Here is a 17189-nt window from a genome sequence, read left to right as displayed (position 1 = left end):
GCCAGGAGGCTTCCATGCCCACCAGAGCCCGCCGCACCGCCACCTCCCTCGGCACGGCAGCCCTCGCCGCCATGCTTCTCCTCACCGCCTGCAGCTCGGGCTCCTCAGGCGGCTCCACCGACGCCGCCGACGGCAAGGTCACGCTCACCGTGGACCTCTTCGGCACCTTCGGGTTCAAGGAGACCGGTCTCTACGACGAGTACACGAAGACGCACCCCAACGTCACCGTCAAGCAGAGCGACACCCAGGACGAGGGCCAGTACTGGCAGGCCCTGCAGACCAAGCTGGCCGGCGGCGGCGGCCTCGCCGACGTCCAGGGCCTGGAGGTCGGGCGGATCGCCAGCGTGATGCAGAAGCAGGCCGACAAGTTCGTCGACCTCAAGACCGTCGGCGCCGGCGCCGTCAACGACGGCCTGGTGCCGTGGAAGGCCGCCGCCGTCAAGAGCGCCGACGGCAAGGTGCTGGCCGCCGGCACCGACATCGGCCCCGAGGCGATCTGCTACCGCACCGACCTCTTCAAGGCCGCCGGCCTGCCCACCGACCGCACCGAGCTGGCCGCCAAGTGGTCCAGCTGGGAGGGGTACCTCGCGCTGGGCAAGGAGTACGTCGCCAAGGCGCAGCCCGGCACCGCCACCGACGGGAACAAGTGGACCGACAGCGCGGCCGGCATGTTCACCGCCGAGGTCGGCCAGCAGAAGGTGCGCTACGCCGACGAGTCCGGCAAGCCGGTGTACGACAGCAACCCGGCCGTGAAGACCGCCTGGGCCGACTCCGCCAAGCTGGTCGCCGACGGCCTGTCCGCCAAGCTGCCGCAGTGGACCCCGGAGTGGAACAAGGCCTTCTCCACCGGCAAGTTCGCCACCCTGAGCTGCCCGGCCTGGATGATCGGCTACATCAAGGGCCAGGCCGGCGACGCGTTCGCCGGCAAGTGGGACATCGCCGCCGGCCCCGGCAAGACCGGCAACTGGGGCGGCTCGTACCTGGCGATCCCGAAGACCTCCAAGCACCAGAAGGAGGCCGCCGAGCTGATCAGCTGGCTGACCGCGAAGGAGCAGCAGGTCAAGCTCTTCACCAAGCAGGGCTCGTTCCCCTCCAGCACCGCCGCGCAGGGCGAGATCAAGGCCCTCCAGGACCCGTACTTCAACAACGCCCCGATCGGTCAGATCTTCAGCGAGTCGGCCGGCGCGATGCCCGCGCAGGTGCTCGGTACCGAGGACGGCGTGATCGGCAAGGCGTTCACCGACGCCCTCGGCGAGGTGGAGCGCACCGGCACCGCGCCGGACGCCGCCTGGCAGCACGCCATGGACAACATCAAGAAGGCCAGCGGGAACTGACGCCGGATCACCGGGCGGCCCACCCCACCGGGCCGGGCCGCCCGGCTCACCGAAGGACCATCATGGCCATCACCACCACCCGAAGCCCTCGCCCGGCCGCCCCCGCGGCCGAGCGCCGGCCCCGCGCCCGCTGGGGCGCCCGCGCCGCGCCCTACGGCTACCTGGCGCCGTTCTTCGCCCTGTTCGCGGCCTTCGGCCTCTTCCCGCTGCTGTACACGGCGTACGTGTCGCTGCACCGGGTGGAGCTGCAGACCTCCCAGCAGATGGACTGGGTGGGTTTCCAGAACTACACCCGCCTGCTGGAGGACCCGTTCTTCTGGAACGCGCTGCGCAACACCTTCACCATCGGGGTGCTCTCCACCGTCCCGCAGCTCGTGATGGCGCTGGGCCTGGCCCACCTGCTGAACTACAAGCTGCGCGGGCGGACGTTCTTCCGGGTCGCGATGCTGATGCCGTACGCGACCTCGGTGGCCGCCGCCACGCTGGTCTTCGCGCAGCTCTTCGGCCGCGACTACGGGCTGCTGAACTGGGCGCTGAGCAGCGTCGGGCTGAACCCGGTGGACTGGCAGGCGGACACCTGGGCCTCGCAGATCGGCGTCTCGGCCGTCGTGACCTGGCGCTGGACGGGCTACAACGCGCTGATCTACCTGGCCGGCATGCAGGCGATCGGGCACGAGCTGTACGAGTCCGCGGCGATGGACGGCGCCTCGCGCTGGAAGCAGTTCCTGCACGTGACCGTCCCCGGGCTGCGGCCCACCATCATCTTCACGGTGGTGGTCTCCACCATCGGCGCGACCCAGCTGTTCGGCGAACCACTGCTCTACGAGGGCAACGCCGGCGGCGGGATCTCGCACCAGTACCAGACCCTCGGCCTCTACATGTACGAGCAGGGCTGGAGCTTCTTCCACCTCGGCCGGGCGGCCGCGGTCGCCTGGGTGATGTTCCTGCTGATCGTGCTGCTGGCCCTGGCCAACGCGGCGATCGCCGCCCGGCGCAACCGTACGGACCGGTGAGTGACATGACGACCATTCAGCTGCAGAAGCCGGGGCGACGCCGCCCGGGGACGGGCCGGCGCTCACCGCTGCAGGGCGGCCCGCTCGCGTACGCCGTCCTGATCGGCGCCACCGTGCTGTTCGTCTTCCCGTTCTACTGGACCCTGGTCGGCGCCAGCCGCACCAACGCGGAGATGAGCTCGGCCAGTCCGGCGCTCACCCCCGGCTCGAACCTCTTCCACAACATCGGCGAGGCGCTCGGGCAGGCCGCCATCGGCACCGCGCTGGTGAACTCGCTGATCGTCGCCTGCACGGTGACGCTGGGCGTGGTGCTCTCCTCCACGCTGGCCGGCTTCGCCTTCGCGAAACTGCGCTTCCGGGGCCGGAGCCTGCTGCTGGCCGTGACGGTCGGCACCATGATGATCCCGCCGCAGCTGGGGGTCATCCCGCTGTTCATGGTGATCGTGAAGATGGACCTGCAGAACAAGCTCCCGTCGGTGATCCTGCCCTCGCTGGTGTCCGCGTTCGGGGTGTTCTTCATGCGGCAGTTCCTGATCCAGGCGCTGCCGGACGAGCTCATCGAGGCCGCCCGGGTGGACGGCGCCTCGTCCCTGCGGATCTTCTGGTCGATCGTGCTGCCGGTGGCCCGTCCGGGTATGGCGGTGCTCGGGATGCTGACCTTCATGGCCACCTGGAACGACTTCTTCTGGCCGATCGTGGCGCTGAGTTCGCAGAACCCGACGGTGCAGGTCGCGCTGCGGTCGCTGGGCCAGGGCTACGTCCAGGACCAGTCGATCGTGATGGCCGGCACCCTGATCGGCACTCTCCCGGTGCTGGTGGTCTTCGCACTGCTCGGCCGCCAGATCGTCGGCGGCATCATGCAGGGCGCCGTCAAGGGCTGAGCGGTCCGGCCGGGTGCCCCGGCTCCGGCCTTCGCGGCCGGGCCGCCCGGCCCCGGTGCCGGGTGTCCACCACCCCGGCAGCCGGCGCCCCCGCAGGCCACGGCCCGGCGGCCGCCGCCCCGAGGCCGAGCGTCCCTGCGCCGACCCCCGTCCCAACTCTCATCTCTGGAAGGCGACATGTCCGTCGAAGCCCTGCCCACACCCGCCCTGGCCCGGCCCGCGACCGGCGCAGCGCAGCCGGCCGGCCCGGCCTTCCCGCCCGGCTTCCTCTGGGGCGCGGCCACCGCCGCCTACCAGATCGAGGGTGCCGCGAGCGAGGGCGGCCGCAGCCCGTCGATCTGGGACACCTTCAGCCGCACACCCGGCAAGGTCCGCAACGGGGACACCGGGGACATCGCGGCGGACCACTACCACCGCTTCCGCGAGGACGTCGCGCTGATGTCCGAACTCGGCCTGGGCGCCTACCGGTTCTCGCTCGCCTGGCCGCGGATCCAGCCGGCCGGCGAAGGCCCGGCGAACGAGGAGGGCCTGGACTTCTACGACCGGCTGGTGGACGAACTGCTCGCCCGCGGCATCACGCCGGTCGCCACGCTCTACCACTGGGACCTCCCGCAGACCCTGGAGGACCGGGGCGGCTGGACCGAGCGCGACACCGCGTACCGCTTCGCCGAGTACGCCGCCCTGGCCGCCCGCCGGCTCGGCGACCGGATCCCCGCCTGGACCACCCTCAACGAGCCCTGGTGCAGCGCCTTCCTCGGCTACGGCGCGGGCATCCACGCCCCCGGCCGGACCGACCCGGCGGCCGCCCTCACGGCCCACCACCACCTGCTGCTGGCCCACGGTCTGGGCACGGCGGCGCTGCGCGCCGAACTGCCCGCCACCGCGCAGGTCTCGCTGACCCTCAACCTGGCGGCCGTGCGCCCGCTCTCGGACGCGCCCGGCGACCTGGACGCGGCCCGCCGGATCGACGGCCTGGCCAACCGGATCTTCCTCGACCCGGTGTTCCACGGCAGTTACCCGGCCGACGTGCTCGCCGACACCGCGGAGGTCACCGACTGGTCCTTCGTCCGGGAGGGCGACCTGGCCGAGATCTCCCGCCCGATCGACTCGCTGGGCATCAACTACTACACGCCGACGGTGGTCGCCGCCGACGACCCGGACGCGCCCGCCCCGCGCCTGGACGGGCACGCCAGCTCGCTCTCGCCGTGGCCCGCCGACCGGGGCGTGCGCTTCCTGCCCGCCGAGGGCAGCCGCACCGCGATGGACTGGCCGGTGGACGCCGACGGCCTGTACGAGCTGCTGACCCGGTTGCGCGACGACCTGCCGGGGGTGCCGCTGCTGGTCACCGAGAACGGCGCGGCGTACGAGGACTACAGCGATCCGTCCGGCGCGGTCCACGACCCCGAGCGGGTCGCCTACCTGCACGGCCACCTGGACGCGGTGCGGCGCGCGGTGGCCGACGGCGCCGAGGTGCGCGGCTACTTCCTCTGGTCGCTGCTGGACAACTTCGAGTGGGCCTACGGCTACAGCAAGCGGTTCGGCATCGTGCACGTGGACTTCGCCAGCCAGCGCCGGACCCCGAAGGACAGCGCCCGCTGGTACGCCGAGGTGATCCGCACCGGGCAGTTGCCCGCCCGCTGAGCGGCCACCACCGGCACCGCCCGCAGCGGCGCGCCGAAGACCTGCGGCCGCCCCGGGGAGCTGACACCCCGGGGCGGCCGTACGGTTCACCGGCTCGGCGGCCGGACGCGGGTCAGCGCTTCATCGGCAGGCCCGAGTTCCGGTACGACAAGGTGATCGACTTCCACTTCTTCAGGCGCTCGGCGGCGAGCCGGGCGTCCGTCCGGGAGGCGATCCACGCGTTCTCGCGCTGCAGCTTGAGATAGCTCTCCCAGCGGCGCTGCGAGAGGGTGCCGTCCGCCAGTGCCGCCTGGACGGCGCAGCCGGGCTCGGTGTGGTGGCCGCAGTCCTGGAACCGGCACTCCTCGGCGAGCTCCCCGACCTCGGAGAAGGCCTGGGCGAGGCCCTCGCCGCCGAAGAGGCCGACCTCGCGCAGGCCGGGCGTGTCGATCAGGACGCCGCCGTGCGCCATCGGCACCAGCTCGCGCGCGGTGGTGGTGTGCCGGCCCTTCTCGTCGACCGAGCGGGTCTGCTGGACCGTCATCACCTCCGCCTCCGCCAGCATGTTGGTGAGGGTGGACTTGCCGGCGCCGGACTGCCCGATCAGCGCGGTGCTGCCGGGGGTGCAGGCGCGCAGCACGTCCATCCCCTCGCCGGTCTCGGCGCTGACCACCAGCACCGTGACGCCGGGGGCGATCCCCTCGACGTCGGCGCGGATGTGCTCGGCGTCGGAGACCAGGTCGGCCTTGGTGAGGACGACCAGCGGCTCGGCGGCGGCCCCGGGGGCGCCGCCCAGCAGGGCCTCCCCCGCCCCGCTGGAGGCGGCCAGGGCGAGGAAGCGCTCGATCCGGCCGAGGTCGACCTCGGAGGCGAGCGAGACGCAGATCGCGATCTGGTCGACGTTGGTCGCCAGGACCTGCGCCTCGGAGCGCTTGGAGTTGGTGGAGCGGACCAGAGCGGTGCGGCGGGGCATCAGGGCCCGCACCGCCGGGCGTCCGCCGGGGATCTCGTCGACGGCGACCCAGTCGCCCGTGCAGACGTAGCGCATCGGGTCCGGGGTGGAGACGTCGGCCATCTCGGCCCGCAGGACCCGCACCGCGTCACCGTCGGCGACGACGACGCTGCACAGACCCCGGTCGACCCGCACGACCCGGCCCGCGAGCAGGCCGACGCCGGTGTACAGGGAGAAGGCCTCGGCCCATGCGTCGTCCCAGCCGTAGCCGGACAGCGGGTGGGCGGCGGAGGTGGAGAAGGTGGGAAAGGTGGAGAAGGACAAGACGGGGTGACCCTTCAAGGGGTGGCCCCGGCTGCGCGCGATCGGCGCGACAGGAAGGTACGGACGTCCCGCAGGGGTGACGTCGGGTCAGCCGGAGACCAGGGGGGTGTGAGTGATGACCTTCTGGACGCGGACGGCGCCCACAGCGGCGACAGTCGTCACGATCCTCACCTCCCGGTAAAAAACACGGCTTCCACGGCTACGACCCACGACGGGCCGTTCCGGACGAGTCCCACGGTAGCCAAGGGCGTCAGGCGGTGCCAGTCATTTTTCGCTGGCCGTCCGGACCACCCGGCCCCGCCGGCCGCAGCCCTCCGGGCCGACCGCGGCGGGTACCGGGCGGGGGTGCCGGGCGGAGGGTGCCCGCCCGGCCCCTCCCGGCCCCTCCCGGCCCGGGCGGGCCACCCCGCCCGGGCCGGCGGTCAGACCTGCGCCGCCTGCTCCGGCAGGGCGGGCTTCCCGGAGCCGGGCCCGTACCAGAACAGCACGGCCGCCAGGATCGCCAGGACGGTGGCTCCGGCGGCCCAGACGAACACCGTCGAGATGGTGTCGGCGATCTCGCCGTTCCCGCCGGTGAACGGGATCAGCAGGACGGCCAGGCCGAGCGAGCCGCCGACGGTCAGCGCGGTCTGCAGCACCCCGGCGGTCACACCGGCGTACTCGGGCGGGGCCGTGCTGAGGATGATCATGTTGAACGGGATGATCGCCACCCCGACGCCGAGGCCGATGAGCACGATCTGCGGGAGCACCCCGGTGGCGTACGAGCTGTGCGCGTCGAGCAGGGTCAGCCAGGCCACCCCGATCAGGACCACACCCAGGCCGAGGAGGGCGCGGGTCTTCAGGCCGATGCCGGAGACGTACTTGGTGAGCACCTGGGTGGAGACCAGCAGGGCCAGGCCGAACGGCAGGACGGCCAGACCGCTCTGCAGGGCGTTGAAGTGCAGGACGCCCTGCAGGTACTGGACCAGGTAGATCAGGAAGCTGGTGAGCACGGCGGCCAGCAGGAGCAGGTTCACGAAGGCGCCGGCACGCTCGCGGCTGGCGAAGATGGCGGCCGGCAGCAGGGGCTCCGAGGTGCGCGGGTCGACGACCGCGAGCAGCACCCATAGCACCACCGAGGCGGCCAGCGGGACCAGCGTGCCGGCGTCCCCCCAGCCCTTCTCGGCGGCGTGCACGAGCCCGTAGACGGCGGTGGTGACGGCCGCGGTGACCAGGGCCGCGCTGGGCAGGCCGAGCGCGCGCGAGCGGGCGCCGGTGCCGGCGAGGCCGAGCGTCTTCAGGGACACGACGATGATCAGCAGGCCCACCGGGACGTTCACCAGCAGGCTCCAGCGCCAGTCCCCGGCCCAGGTGAGCACGCCGCCCAGCACCATGCCGGCCGAGGCGCCGAGGCCGGTCACCGTCGAGTAGAGGCCGAAGGCGCGCTGCCGGCGCTCACCCTCGAAGACCACCGCGAGCAGGGCCAGGCCGTTGGGTCCGGCGAGGGCGGCGCCGGCGCCCTGGAGCAGCCGGCCGACCAGCAGCACCTCGATGTTCGGGGCCAGGCCCGCCACCAGGGAGGCCAGCACGACCAGGCCGAGGCCGCCGACGAAGACCCGGCGGTGACCGAGGACGTCGCCGAGCCGGCCGGCGAGCAGGAGCAGTCCGCCGAAGGCAAGCAGGAAGGCGTTCGGGACCCACGACCCGGAGGCCACCGAGAGGCCCAGGTCCGACTGCAGGGTGGGCAGGGCGACGTTCACGACGGTGCCGTCCAGCTGGAGCATGAACTCCGCGCCGACGATCGCCACGAGCAACAGGCCCCAGGCTTGTGACCGGGTGTCCCGGGTCGGGACTTCGCCGGCAACAGCGTCAACGCTCATGAATCCTCCACGACAGCAGCCCGAGTATTATGGTGAGACAGCCTCAGGTTAGGTACGGGAGAGTTAACCTGAGGGCGCCTCAGGTAGTCAAGCAGGAGGATCAGTGTCGGAGACCAGGCCCTACATCGCGCAGCGCCCCAAGCGGGCCGACGGGCAGCGCAACTACGACGCGATACTGGCCGCCGCCCGCCGGGCCTTCGAGGCCGACGGCTCCGACGCCTCCCTGGAGGACATCGCCGGCCAGGCCGGCGTCGCCATCGGGACCCTCTACCGCCACTTCCCCACCCGGGCCGCCCTCGTCGAGGCCGCCACCAGGGACGGGCTGGCCGAACTGGTCGCCCGGGCGGAGCGGCCGGCCGCCGCCGAGGACGCCCTGGAGACACTCACCGACTGGATGGGGCAGGCCGTCCGGCACTTCAGCACCTTCCGCGGCCTGGTCGGCATCCTGACCAGGAGCATGTACGACGAGGGGACGCCCTCGCACGCCATGTGCACCGCCATGCACCGCAGCGGCGCAGCCCTGCTCGACGCGGCCCAGCGCGCCGGACGGGTCCGCGCCGACCTCACCCCGGACGAGTTGTTCGACCTGCTCAGCGGCGCCGCCTGGGTGCGCGAGAACGCCGTGCCCGGCCACGACGGGAGCCCGCGGTTCCTCGCGCTGGTGCTGGAGGGCCTGCTGCTGCCCGACGGGGCGCGCTGACCGGCGCGCGCGTCACCGGTGCTCCCCGGCGGCCGGGCCCGGGCCGGACGGCCGCACGGCACCGCCCCCGGCACCCGACCGGAACGGGCACAGGATGTCGGGTGCGGCAGAGTGACCCTTTCCTACGGTGAAGGCAAGGAAAGGAAGGACACCGGGTGCTGGAGCGACTGAATCAGGCCATGGAGCACATCGAGTCCCGGCTGGACGGGCAGATCGACGCGGCCGAGCTGGCCCGGATCGCGATGACCTCGGAGTACCACCTCCGGCGGATGTTCTCGGCACTGGCGGGGATGCCGCTCTCGGAGTACGTCCGGCGCCGGCGGCTGACCGTCGCGGGCGCCGAGGTGCTCGCCGGGTCGGACACGCTGCTGGAGATCGCGGTGCGCTACGGCTACGCCTCGGGCGAGGCGTTCGCCCGGGCCTTCCGCGCGATGCACCGCGTCGGGCCCGGCGAGGCCAGGCGGACCGGCGCGGCGCTGCAGTCCCAGCCCCGGATGTCCTTCCGGCTCGTCGTCGAAGGGAGCAGCAGTATGAGGTACCGGATCGTGGAGCGGGAGGAGTTCCGGGTGGTGGGGCGCAGGGCCCGGGTCCCGCTCGTCCATGAAGGGGCCAATCCGGCCATCGCGGAGTTCATCAGGTCCGTCGGGCCGGAGACGTCCCGGCGGATCGCGCAGCTGTCCGACCAGGAGCCGGCCGGCATCGTCTCGGTGACCGACAACCTCGACGAGAGCCGGGCGGAAGGGACCGAGCTCGACTACTACCACGCGGCGCTGACCCGGGCGGAGCCGCCGGAGGACCTGGACACCCTGCTCGTCCCGGCCGGGACGTGGGCGGTCTTCGAGAACACCGGCCCGTTCCCGCAGGCCCTGCAGTACCTGTGGCGGGACGTCTACACCCAGTGGTTCCCGTCCAACCCGTACCGCAGCCGGCCGGGGCCGGAGATCCTCGGCGTCCGGCCGTCGCCGGACGGTGCGCAGGCCGACGCGCAGCTCTGGATCCCGGTGGAGCGCGGCGCGGCCTGACCCGGGCGGGCGCCCGGGGCCCGTCCGGTCAGCCCTGCTCCCAGGGCGGGCGGGGCGGGCGCCCGGGCAGCTGCGCCCCGGGGAAGCGGTGGTCGCCGAAGTCCGGCCCGAAGTCGGGGCCGCCCTCCTGGCCCGGCTCGGAGCCGGGCGGCGGGTCGGCGGGCCGGTCGCTGTCCGGCGGGGGCGGGACGGGCCGGTGGTGGGGGCCGCGGGCGGCCAGCCGGCCCTTGACGTTCTCCGGGGGCAGGAAGTCGGCCCAGCGCTCGGGGTACTCGGACGGGACGTCCCCGTCGTCGCCCTCCTCGCCCTCGTACTCCTCCTCGACGCCACCTTCGGCCAGGCCCAGCTCGCGGGCCCGCCGGGCGCGCTCGACGGCCCGCCGGGCGGCGACCTCGCGGACGACGGCGGCGGCCGCCTCCTCACTGGCGCGCTCGTTCTCGGCGCGGGCGTCCGCCGTCTCCAGGGTCGGCCAGCGCCGGTCTATGGCGGCGTTCATCGCGGCGCCGATCAGCACCGCGAGCGCCACCACGCCGATCCAGAGCAGGACGGCCACCGGCGCCGCCAGCGACCCGTACACCGAGGGGCCCTCGACGGAGCTGACCAGGTAGACCCGGAGCAGCACGCTGCAGACCACCAGGACGACCAGCGCGACCAGCGCGCCGGGGATGTCCTCACGCCAGGGTGTGGAGACGGGCACGGCCAGGTGGTAGAGGGTGGTGAGGAAGACCACCAGCAGCAGGATCGCCACCGGCCAGTAGAGCGCGCTGACCAGCCCGGCGGCGTTCGGCAGCGCGGCCACCACCAGCCCGGGGCCGGCCACCAGCAGCGGCAGCACCAGGGAGCCGATCACCAGGGCGCCGAGATAGAGGCCGAGCGACATCAGGCGGGTCTTGACGATGCCGCGCTTGCCGTCGAGGCCGTACATCACGGTGATGGTGTCGATGAAGATGTAGAGCGCCCGGGAGCCGGACCACAGGGACAGCAGGAAGCCGATCGAGATCAGGTCGGGGCGTTTGTCGTCGAAGACGCCGTGCAGCAGGGGTTCGACGATCTGGTGGACGGACGACTGCGAGAGCACCGTCCCAGCGGCTGAGACGATGTCCTGCTTCAGCTTGTCGATGGTGCCGGCGCCGAGGAACTCGTCGAGGTAGCCGAGCGTGCCGGCCAGGCAGAGCAGCAGCGGCGGGATCGAGAGCAGGGTGAAGAAGGCCGCCTCGGCGGCTAGGCCGGTGACCCGGTACTCGACGCAGGTGTTGGTGGTGTCCTTGATCAGCGCCCAGGCCGTACTGCGCCAGGTGGCCCGCTTGACCGCGCGTCGGGAGCCCTTGCCCCGCCGCCGCGAGGGGCGCTCGGGGTTCGGTCTCGTCATCTCGCCTGCTGGTTGCACAGCTCTACGGTATCGGGCCGGACGCCCGGGGTGGATCTACGGGCCCCCGGCCGTCGGCGGCGGCCGGGGCGCGGGCCGTCCGGGAGCGGCGCGGGTGTCCGCGCGGGGCCGTCCGGGTGGGCTCCGGGAGGCGCTCCGGCAGTGCGCAGTGCGGGTCCGGTCGCGGCGGTGCGCACGGCGGTAACCTTCCGAGCGTGGGAAAGTCGCCAGCGTCTCACATCGCGAAACCATTACGTCCATTATTCGGACGTTAGTGGACCGAGAACCGCCGGGCGTGCGAATCTCTTGCCATGCCTAGCGCCGGAACCACCCTGGTTGGTCGACTCCACGTCGATCTCCTTCGCGTGTCCAGCGCCATCTGTCCGGTGACCTGAGCCCACCCCGCCGCCACCACCGCACCCGGCGCCAATCCTCGTCATCCTCGCTGAAGCGGATGCGCGGGCGCCCACCCGGCCTCGGTCACTGTTCCTGATCCGGCACGTCACCACGTGCCGGACCGCAGGTCACAGCAGCGCCGCACCGGAGCAACGCCCAGCGCCTCCCCCCAGCGTCAGAGCCACCTGCCCGTAAGGACTTCACCATGGCCACCACTCCCGACCCGGTCGAGCCCCAGGAAGCGAGCGCCCCCGCGCGCCGTCCCGCCGCCGCCCGCAAGGTGACCCGCCACCGCGGTGAGGGTCAGTGGGCCATGGGGCACTTCACCCCGCTGAACGCCAACGAGCAGTTCAAGAAGGACGACGACGGTCTCAACGTGCGGACACGCATTGAGACGATCTACGCCAAGCGGGGCTTCGACTCGATCGACCCGGCCGACCTGCGGGGCCGGATGCGCTGGTGGGGTCTGTACACCCAGCGCAAGGAGGGCATCGACGGCGGCAAGACCGCGATCCTCGACCCGAACGAGCTGGACGCCGAGTACTTCATGCTCCGGGTCCGCATCGACGGCGGCCGCCTCACGGTGGCCCAGCTGAAGGCGATCGCCGAGGTCTCCGAGCTGTACGGCCGTAACACCGCCGACCTGACCGACCGGCAGAACGTCCAGTACCACTGGATCCGGATCGAGGACATGCCGGCGATCTGGCAGAAGCTGGAGGCCGTCGGCCTCTCCACCACCGAGGCCTGCGGCGACACCCCGCGTGTCATCCTCGGCTCCCCGGTGGCCGGCATCGCCGAGGACGAGATCATCGACGGCACCTCCGCCATCGACGAGATCCAGCGCCGCTTCATCGGCAACCCGGAGTTCTCCAACCTGCCGCGCAAGTTCAAGTCGGCGATCTCCGGCTCGCCGCTGCTCGACGTGGCGCACGAGATCAACGACATCGCCTTCGTCGGCGTCGTCCACCCCGAGCACGGCCCCGGCTTCGACCTCTGGGTCGGCGGCGGCCTCTCCACCAACCCCAAGCTCGGCGTGCGCCTCGGCGCCTGGGTCCCGCTGGAGGAGGTCGCGGACGTCTACGGCGGCGTCATCAGCATCTTCCGCGACTACGGCTACCGGCGCCTGCGCAACCGCGCCCGGTTGAAGTTCCTGGTCGCCGACTGGGGCAAGGACAAGTTCCGCCAGGTGCTGGAGGACGAGTACCTCAAGTACAAGCTGGTCGACGGCCCCGCGCCGAAGGAGCCCAGCGGCACCTGGCGCGACCACGTCGGCGTGCACCGCCAGCAGGACGGCCGCTTCTACGTCGGCTTCGCGCCGCGGGTCGGCCGCGTCGACGGCAAGCTGCTCGGGCAGATCGCCGACCTGGCCGCCGCCCACGGCTCGGACCGCCTGCGGACCACCGCCGAGCAGAAGATGATCGTCCTCGACATCGCCGAGGACCAGGTCGAGTCGCTGGTCGCCGGTCTGGAGGCGCTGGACCTGCGGGTCACCCCCTCGCCGTTCCGTCGCGGCACGATGGCCTGCACCGGCATCGAGTACTGCAAGCTCGCCATCGTCGAGACCAAGGAGCGCGGCCGCACGCTCATCGACGAGCTGGAGAAGCGCCTGCCGGAGTTCGCCGAGCCGCTGACCATCAACATCAACGGCTGCCCGAACGCCTGCGCCCGCATCCAGGTCGCCGACATCGGCCTCAAGGGCCAGCTCGTCACCGACGAGAACGGCGAGCAGGTCGAGGGCTACCAGGTGCACCTGGGCGGCGCACTGGGCCTGGAGGCCGGCTTCGGCCGTAAGGTCCGCGGCCTGAAGGTCACCAAGGACGGCCTGCCGGACTACGTGGAGCGGGTCCTGACGCGCTTCCAGACCGAGCGCGCCGAGGGCGAGCGGTTCGCCCAGTGGACCGCCCGGGCCGACGAGGAGGCCCTGTCGTGAGCGAGCGCGCGGCGCCCTTCCACTGCCCGTACTGCGGCGACGAGGACCTGCGGCCCTCCGCCGAGGCCGGCCACGGCGCCTGGGAGTGCCACAGCTGCCGCCGGGCCTTCCAGCTGAAGTTCCTCGGCCTGTTGTCACCCGCGAACGGAGGTGGACGAGATGACCAGCAGCACCACTGACTACGAGGCGATAGCCACCGCCGCGGGGCGCGACCTGGAGGAGGCCTCCGCGCAGGAGGTCCTGCGCTGGGCCGCCGACACCTTCGGCAGCCGGTTCTGCGTCACCTCCTCGATGGAGGACGCGGTCGTCGCCCACCTCGCCTCCTCGGTCTTCCCCGGCGTGGACGTGGTCTTCCTCGACACCGGCTACCACTTCGCCGAGACCATCGGCACCCGGGACGCGGTGGCGGCGGTGATGCCGGTCAACGTCATCACCCTCAAGCCGCTGCAGACCGTGGCCGAGCAGGACGCCCGGTACGGGCCGAACCTGCACGACCGCGACCCGGACCTCTGCTGCTCGCTGCGCAAGGTCGAACCGCTGAACCGCGGCCTCGGCGGGTACGACGCCTGGGCCACCGGACTGCGCCGCGACGAGTCGCCGACCCGTGCCGACACCCCGGTGGTGGCCTGGGACCCCAAGCGCCGCAAGGTCAAGATCGCCCCGATCGCGCGCTGGACGCAGGAGGACGTGGACGCCTACGTCGCCGCCAACGGCGTCCTGCTCAACCCGCTGCTGTGGGAGGGCTACACCTCGGTCGGCTGCTCGCCGCTGTCGTGCACCCGCAAGCCCGTCGAGGGCGAGGAGGCCCGCGCCGGCCGCTGGGCCGGCTCGGGCAAGACCGAGTGCGGCATCCACCTCTGACCCTGCCCCACCAACCCGTACCACCAGGAGACTTCACCGTGACCACAGACACACCGGCAGTCGACGGAGCCGCAGAGGCGGCCCGAACGGCCGCCCCCTGCGAGCGCGGCGCCACGGTGTGGCTGACCGGGCTGCCCAGCGCGGGCAAGACCACCCTCGCCTTCGCCCTCGCCGAGCGCCTGCGCGCCGAGGGCCACAAGGTGGAGGTCCTGGACGGTGACGAGATCCGCGAATTCCTCTCCAAGGGCCTGGGGTTCAGCCAGGAGGACCGGCACACCAACGTGACCCGGATCGGCTTCGTCGCCGAGAAGCTCGCCGCGAACGGCGTCAAGGTGCTGGCCCCGGTCATCGCCCCGTACGCCGCCTCGCGCGCCGCCGTCCGCGAGCGGCACGGCGAGCACGGCACCGAGTTCCTGGAGATCCACGTCGCCACCCCGGTCGAGGTCTGCTCGGAGCGCGACGTCAAGGGCCTGTACGCCAAGCAGGCGGCCGGCGAGATCTCCGGCCTGACCGGCGTGGACGACCCGTACGAGGCCCCGGAGAGCCCGGAGCTGCGACTGCAGACGCACGGCCGCGCCGTCGCCGAGTCCGCGGCCGAACTGCACACCTTCCTGACCACGAGGGGACTGGCATGACGACCGCGACCCACACCTTGCTGGATACCGCCGAGAACCCCTACGCGCTGTCGCACCTGGACGCGCTGGAGGCGGAGTCGGTGCACATCTTCCGCGAGGTGGCCGGCGAGTTCGAGCGCCCGGTGATCCTCTTCTCCGGCGGCAAGGACTCCATCGTCATGCTGCACCTGGCGCTGAAGGCCTTCTGGCCCGCGCCGGTGCCCTTCGCCCTGCTGCACGTCGACACGGGCCACAACTTCCCCGAGGTGCTGGACTACCGCGACCGCGCGGTGGCCCGGCACAACCTGCGGCTGCACGTCGCGCACGTGCAGGACTTCATCGACGACGGCCGGCTGCGCGAGCGCCCGGACGGCCTGCGCAACCCGCTGCAGACCGTCCCGCTGCTGGACGGCATCGAGCAGGGCAAGTTCGACGCCGTCTTCGGCGGCGGCCGCCGCGACGAGGAGAAGGCCCGCGCCAAGGAGCGCGTCTTCTCCCTGCGCGACGAGTTCGGCGCCTGGGACCCGCGCCGCCAGCGCCCCGAGCTGTGGAGCCTCTACAACGGCAAGCACGCGGTCGGCGAGCACGTGCGCGTCTTCCCGCTCTCCAACTGGACCGAGCTGGACGTCTGGCAGTACATCGAGCGGGAGAGGATCGAACTCCCCGAGATCTACTACGCCCACGAGCGCGAGGTCTTCGCTCGCAACGGCATGTGGCTCACCGCCGGCGAGTGGGGCGGCCCCAAGGAGACCGAGACCGTGGAGCGGCGCCTGGTGCGCTACCGCACCGTCGGTGACATGTCCTGCACCGGCGCGGTCGACTCGGACGCGGCCACCATCGGCGACGTGATCGCCGAGATCGCGGCCAGCCGGCTGACCGAGCGAGGAGCGACCCGGGCGGACGACAAGGTGTCCGAGGCCGCCATGGAAGACCGTAAGCGCGAGGGGTACTTCTAACCATGCCGACCGATCTGCACAACAACCAGGCCCCCTCCGAGAACCCGTTCGGCGAGGAGGCCACGGCCACCGCGCTGCTGCGCTTCGCCACCGCGGGCTCCGTCGACGACGGCAAGTCCACCCTGGTGGGCCGGCTGCTGCACGACTCCAAGTCCGTGCTGGCCGACCAGCTGGAGGCCGTCGAGCGGGTCTCGCTCAGCCGCGGCCAGGAGGCTCCGGACCTGGCGCTGCTCACCGACGGCCTGCGCGCCGAGCGCGAGCAGGGCATCACCATCGACGTCGCGTACCGCTACTTCGCCACCCCGCGCCGGCGGTTCATCCTCGCCGACACCCCGGGCCACGTGCAGTACACCCGCAACATGGTGACCGGCGCCTCCACCGCGGAGCTCGCCGTCGTGCTGGTCGACGCCCGCAACGGCGTGGTCGAGCAGACCCGCCGGCACGCCGCCGTGGCCGCGCTGCTGCGGGTGCCGCACGTGGTGCTGGCCGTCAACAAGATGGACCTGGTCGAGTACGCGGAGCCGGTGTTCGCGGCCATCGCGAAGGAGTTCACCGCGTACGCCGCCTCGCTGGGCGTCGAGGACGTGGTGGCGGTGCCGATCTCGGCCCTGGCCGGCGACAACGTGGTCGAGCCGTCCGCGCACATGGACTGGTACGGCGGCCCGACGCTGCTGGAGCACCTGGAGACCGTGCCGGTCGGCAGCGACCCGAGCGAGGAGCCGGCCCGGTTCCCCGTCCAGTACGTGATCCGCCCGCAGAGCGCCGACTTCCCCGACTACCGCGGCTACGCCGGCCAGCTCGCCTCCGGCGTGCTGCGCACCGGCGACACCGTCACCGTCCTGCCGTCGGGCCACGTCACCACGGTGGCCGGCATCGACGCGCTGGGCAAGGAGACGGACATCGCCTGGGCCCCCCAGTCGGTCACCGTCCGCCTCGCCGAGGACATCGACGTCTCACGCGGCGACCTGATCGCGGCCGGCAGCGTCCCGACGCCCACCAAGGACGTCGCGGCGACCGTCTGCCACCTGCACGAGCGCCCGCTGCGGGCCGGGGACAAGGTGCTGCTCAAGCACACCACCCGGACGGTGCGCGCGCTGGTCAAGGAGATCAGCTACCGGATCGACATCGACAGCCTCGAACAGCGCTCCGGCGCCGAGGGCCTGTCGGTCAACGACATCGGCCACGTGGTGCTGCGCACCGCCGAGCCGCTGTCGCTCGACGACTACACCGACAACCGCCGGACCGGGTCCTTCCTGCTGATCGACCCGGCCGACGGCACCACCCTCACCGCCGGCATGGCGGGCGAGGCCTTCGACACGGTCGCACTGGAAGCGGCGGACGAGGAGGACTGGGTCTGATGC

16 protein-coding genes are annotated in these 17189 nt (G+C 72.3%); 13 read left to right on the top strand and 3 right to left on the bottom strand.

Features of this window, described 5'->3' with window-relative positions; all coding sequences use genetic code 11:
* The first annotated feature begins 14 nt into the window (after window positions 1-14).
* The 4 genes from OG689_RS30925 (at window position 15) to OG689_RS30910 (ending at window position 4869) form a co-directional block, all read left to right on the top strand.
* The gene (locus OG689_RS30925) at window positions 15-1334 is read left to right on the top strand and encodes an extracellular solute-binding protein (RefSeq protein WP_266324141.1); all 1320 of its coding nucleotides are present in this window, start codon (window positions 15-17) and stop codon (window positions 1332-1334) included.
* Window positions 1335-1396: 62 nt separating this feature from the next.
* On the top strand, window positions 1397-2347 hold the full coding sequence (locus OG689_RS30920) for a carbohydrate ABC transporter permease (RefSeq protein WP_266324140.1): 951 nt from the start codon (window positions 1397-1399) through the stop codon (window positions 2345-2347).
* 5 nt (window positions 2348-2352) lie between these two features.
* On the top strand, window positions 2353-3228 hold the full coding sequence (locus OG689_RS30915; protein ID WP_266324139.1) for a carbohydrate ABC transporter permease: 876 nt from the start codon (window positions 2353-2355) through the stop codon (window positions 3226-3228).
* Between the two features lie 177 nt (window positions 3229-3405).
* Window positions 3406-4869, top strand: a complete 1464-nt coding sequence (locus OG689_RS30910) for a GH1 family beta-glucosidase (RefSeq protein WP_266324138.1) — start codon at window positions 3406-3408, stop codon at window positions 4867-4869.
* Window positions 4870-4981: 112 nt separating this feature from the next.
* Here the strand turns inward: OG689_RS30910 and rsgA are convergent, their stop codons facing one another.
* Window positions 4982-6124: a ribosome small subunit-dependent GTPase A gene (rsgA, locus tag OG689_RS30905; RefSeq protein ID WP_266324137.1), complete on the bottom strand. Its 1143-nt coding sequence runs from the start codon at window positions 6122-6124 to the stop codon at window positions 4982-4984.
* Between the two features lie 422 nt (window positions 6125-6546).
* A complete protein-coding gene (locus OG689_RS30900; RefSeq protein ID WP_266324136.1) occupies window positions 6547-7983 on the bottom strand; it encodes an MFS transporter in 1437 nt (478 codons plus the stop codon).
* A 103-nt stretch (window positions 7984-8086) separates the two neighbouring features.
* Between OG689_RS30900 and OG689_RS30895 the strand changes: the two genes are divergently transcribed.
* A complete protein-coding gene (locus tag OG689_RS30895; RefSeq protein WP_266324135.1) occupies window positions 8087-8683 on the top strand; it encodes a TetR/AcrR family transcriptional regulator in 597 nt (198 codons plus the stop codon).
* A 155-nt stretch (window positions 8684-8838) separates the two neighbouring features.
* Window positions 8839-9705, top strand: coding sequence for an AraC family transcriptional regulator (locus OG689_RS30890; RefSeq protein ID WP_266324134.1), 867 nt, complete (start codon window positions 8839-8841; stop codon window positions 9703-9705).
* 28 nt (window positions 9706-9733) lie between these two features.
* On the opposite strand, the gene OG689_RS30885 is transcribed toward OG689_RS30890, so the two are convergent.
* A complete protein-coding gene (locus OG689_RS30885; RefSeq protein WP_266324133.1) occupies window positions 9734-11074 on the bottom strand; it encodes a YihY/virulence factor BrkB family protein in 1341 nt (446 codons plus the stop codon).
* Window positions 11075-11382: 308 nt separating this feature from the next.
* Here OG689_RS30885 and OG689_RS44890 point away from each other — a divergent pair, with 308 nt between their 5' ends.
* The 7 genes from OG689_RS44890 (at window position 11383) to OG689_RS30855 (ending at window position 17186) form a co-directional block, all read left to right on the top strand.
* Complete coding sequence (locus OG689_RS44890; RefSeq protein WP_310593185.1) at window positions 11383-11466, top strand: putative leader peptide; 84 nt, start codon at window positions 11383-11385, stop codon at window positions 11464-11466.
* Between the two features lie 206 nt (window positions 11467-11672).
* The gene (locus tag OG689_RS30880) at window positions 11673-13397 is read left to right on the top strand and encodes a nitrite/sulfite reductase (RefSeq protein ID WP_266324132.1); all 1725 of its coding nucleotides are present in this window, start codon (window positions 11673-11675) and stop codon (window positions 13395-13397) included.
* A complete protein-coding gene (locus OG689_RS30875) occupies window positions 13394-13576 on the top strand; it encodes a hypothetical protein (RefSeq protein ID WP_266324131.1) in 183 nt (60 codons plus the stop codon). Before OG689_RS30880 ends, OG689_RS30875 begins: the two co-directional genes overlap by 4 nt.
* Complete coding sequence (locus tag OG689_RS30870; RefSeq protein ID WP_266324130.1) at window positions 13557-14258, top strand: phosphoadenylyl-sulfate reductase; 702 nt, start codon at window positions 13557-13559, stop codon at window positions 14256-14258. Before OG689_RS30875 ends, OG689_RS30870 begins: the two co-directional genes overlap by 20 nt.
* Window positions 14259-14296: 38 nt before the next feature.
* Window positions 14297-14893 carry an adenylyl-sulfate kinase gene (gene cysC / locus OG689_RS30865; protein WP_073922046.1) on the top strand — a complete coding sequence of 199 codons (597 nt, stop codon included), beginning with the start codon at window positions 14297-14299 and terminating at the stop codon, window positions 14891-14893.
* Entirely contained in the window at window positions 14890-15828 is a 939-nt protein-coding gene (cysD, locus tag OG689_RS30860; RefSeq protein WP_266324129.1) for a sulfate adenylyltransferase subunit CysD, read from the top strand. The genes cysC and cysD overlap by 4 nt, the downstream gene beginning before the upstream one ends.
* A gap of 2 nt (window positions 15829-15830) precedes the next feature.
* The gene (locus tag OG689_RS30855; protein ID WP_266324128.1) at window positions 15831-17186 is read left to right on the top strand and encodes a GTP-binding protein; all 1356 of its coding nucleotides are present in this window, start codon (window positions 15831-15833) and stop codon (window positions 17184-17186) included.
* The last annotated feature ends 3 nt before the right edge of the window (window positions 17187-17189 follow it).

The sequence above is a fragment of the Kitasatospora sp. NBC_00240 genome, assembly GCF_026342405.1.
Taxonomy (GTDB): Bacteria; Actinomycetota; Actinomycetes; order Streptomycetales; family Streptomycetaceae; genus Kitasatospora.
The sequence above is the reverse complement of the archived record's forward strand: the minus strand, read 5'-3'. Positions and strand labels throughout refer to the sequence as shown.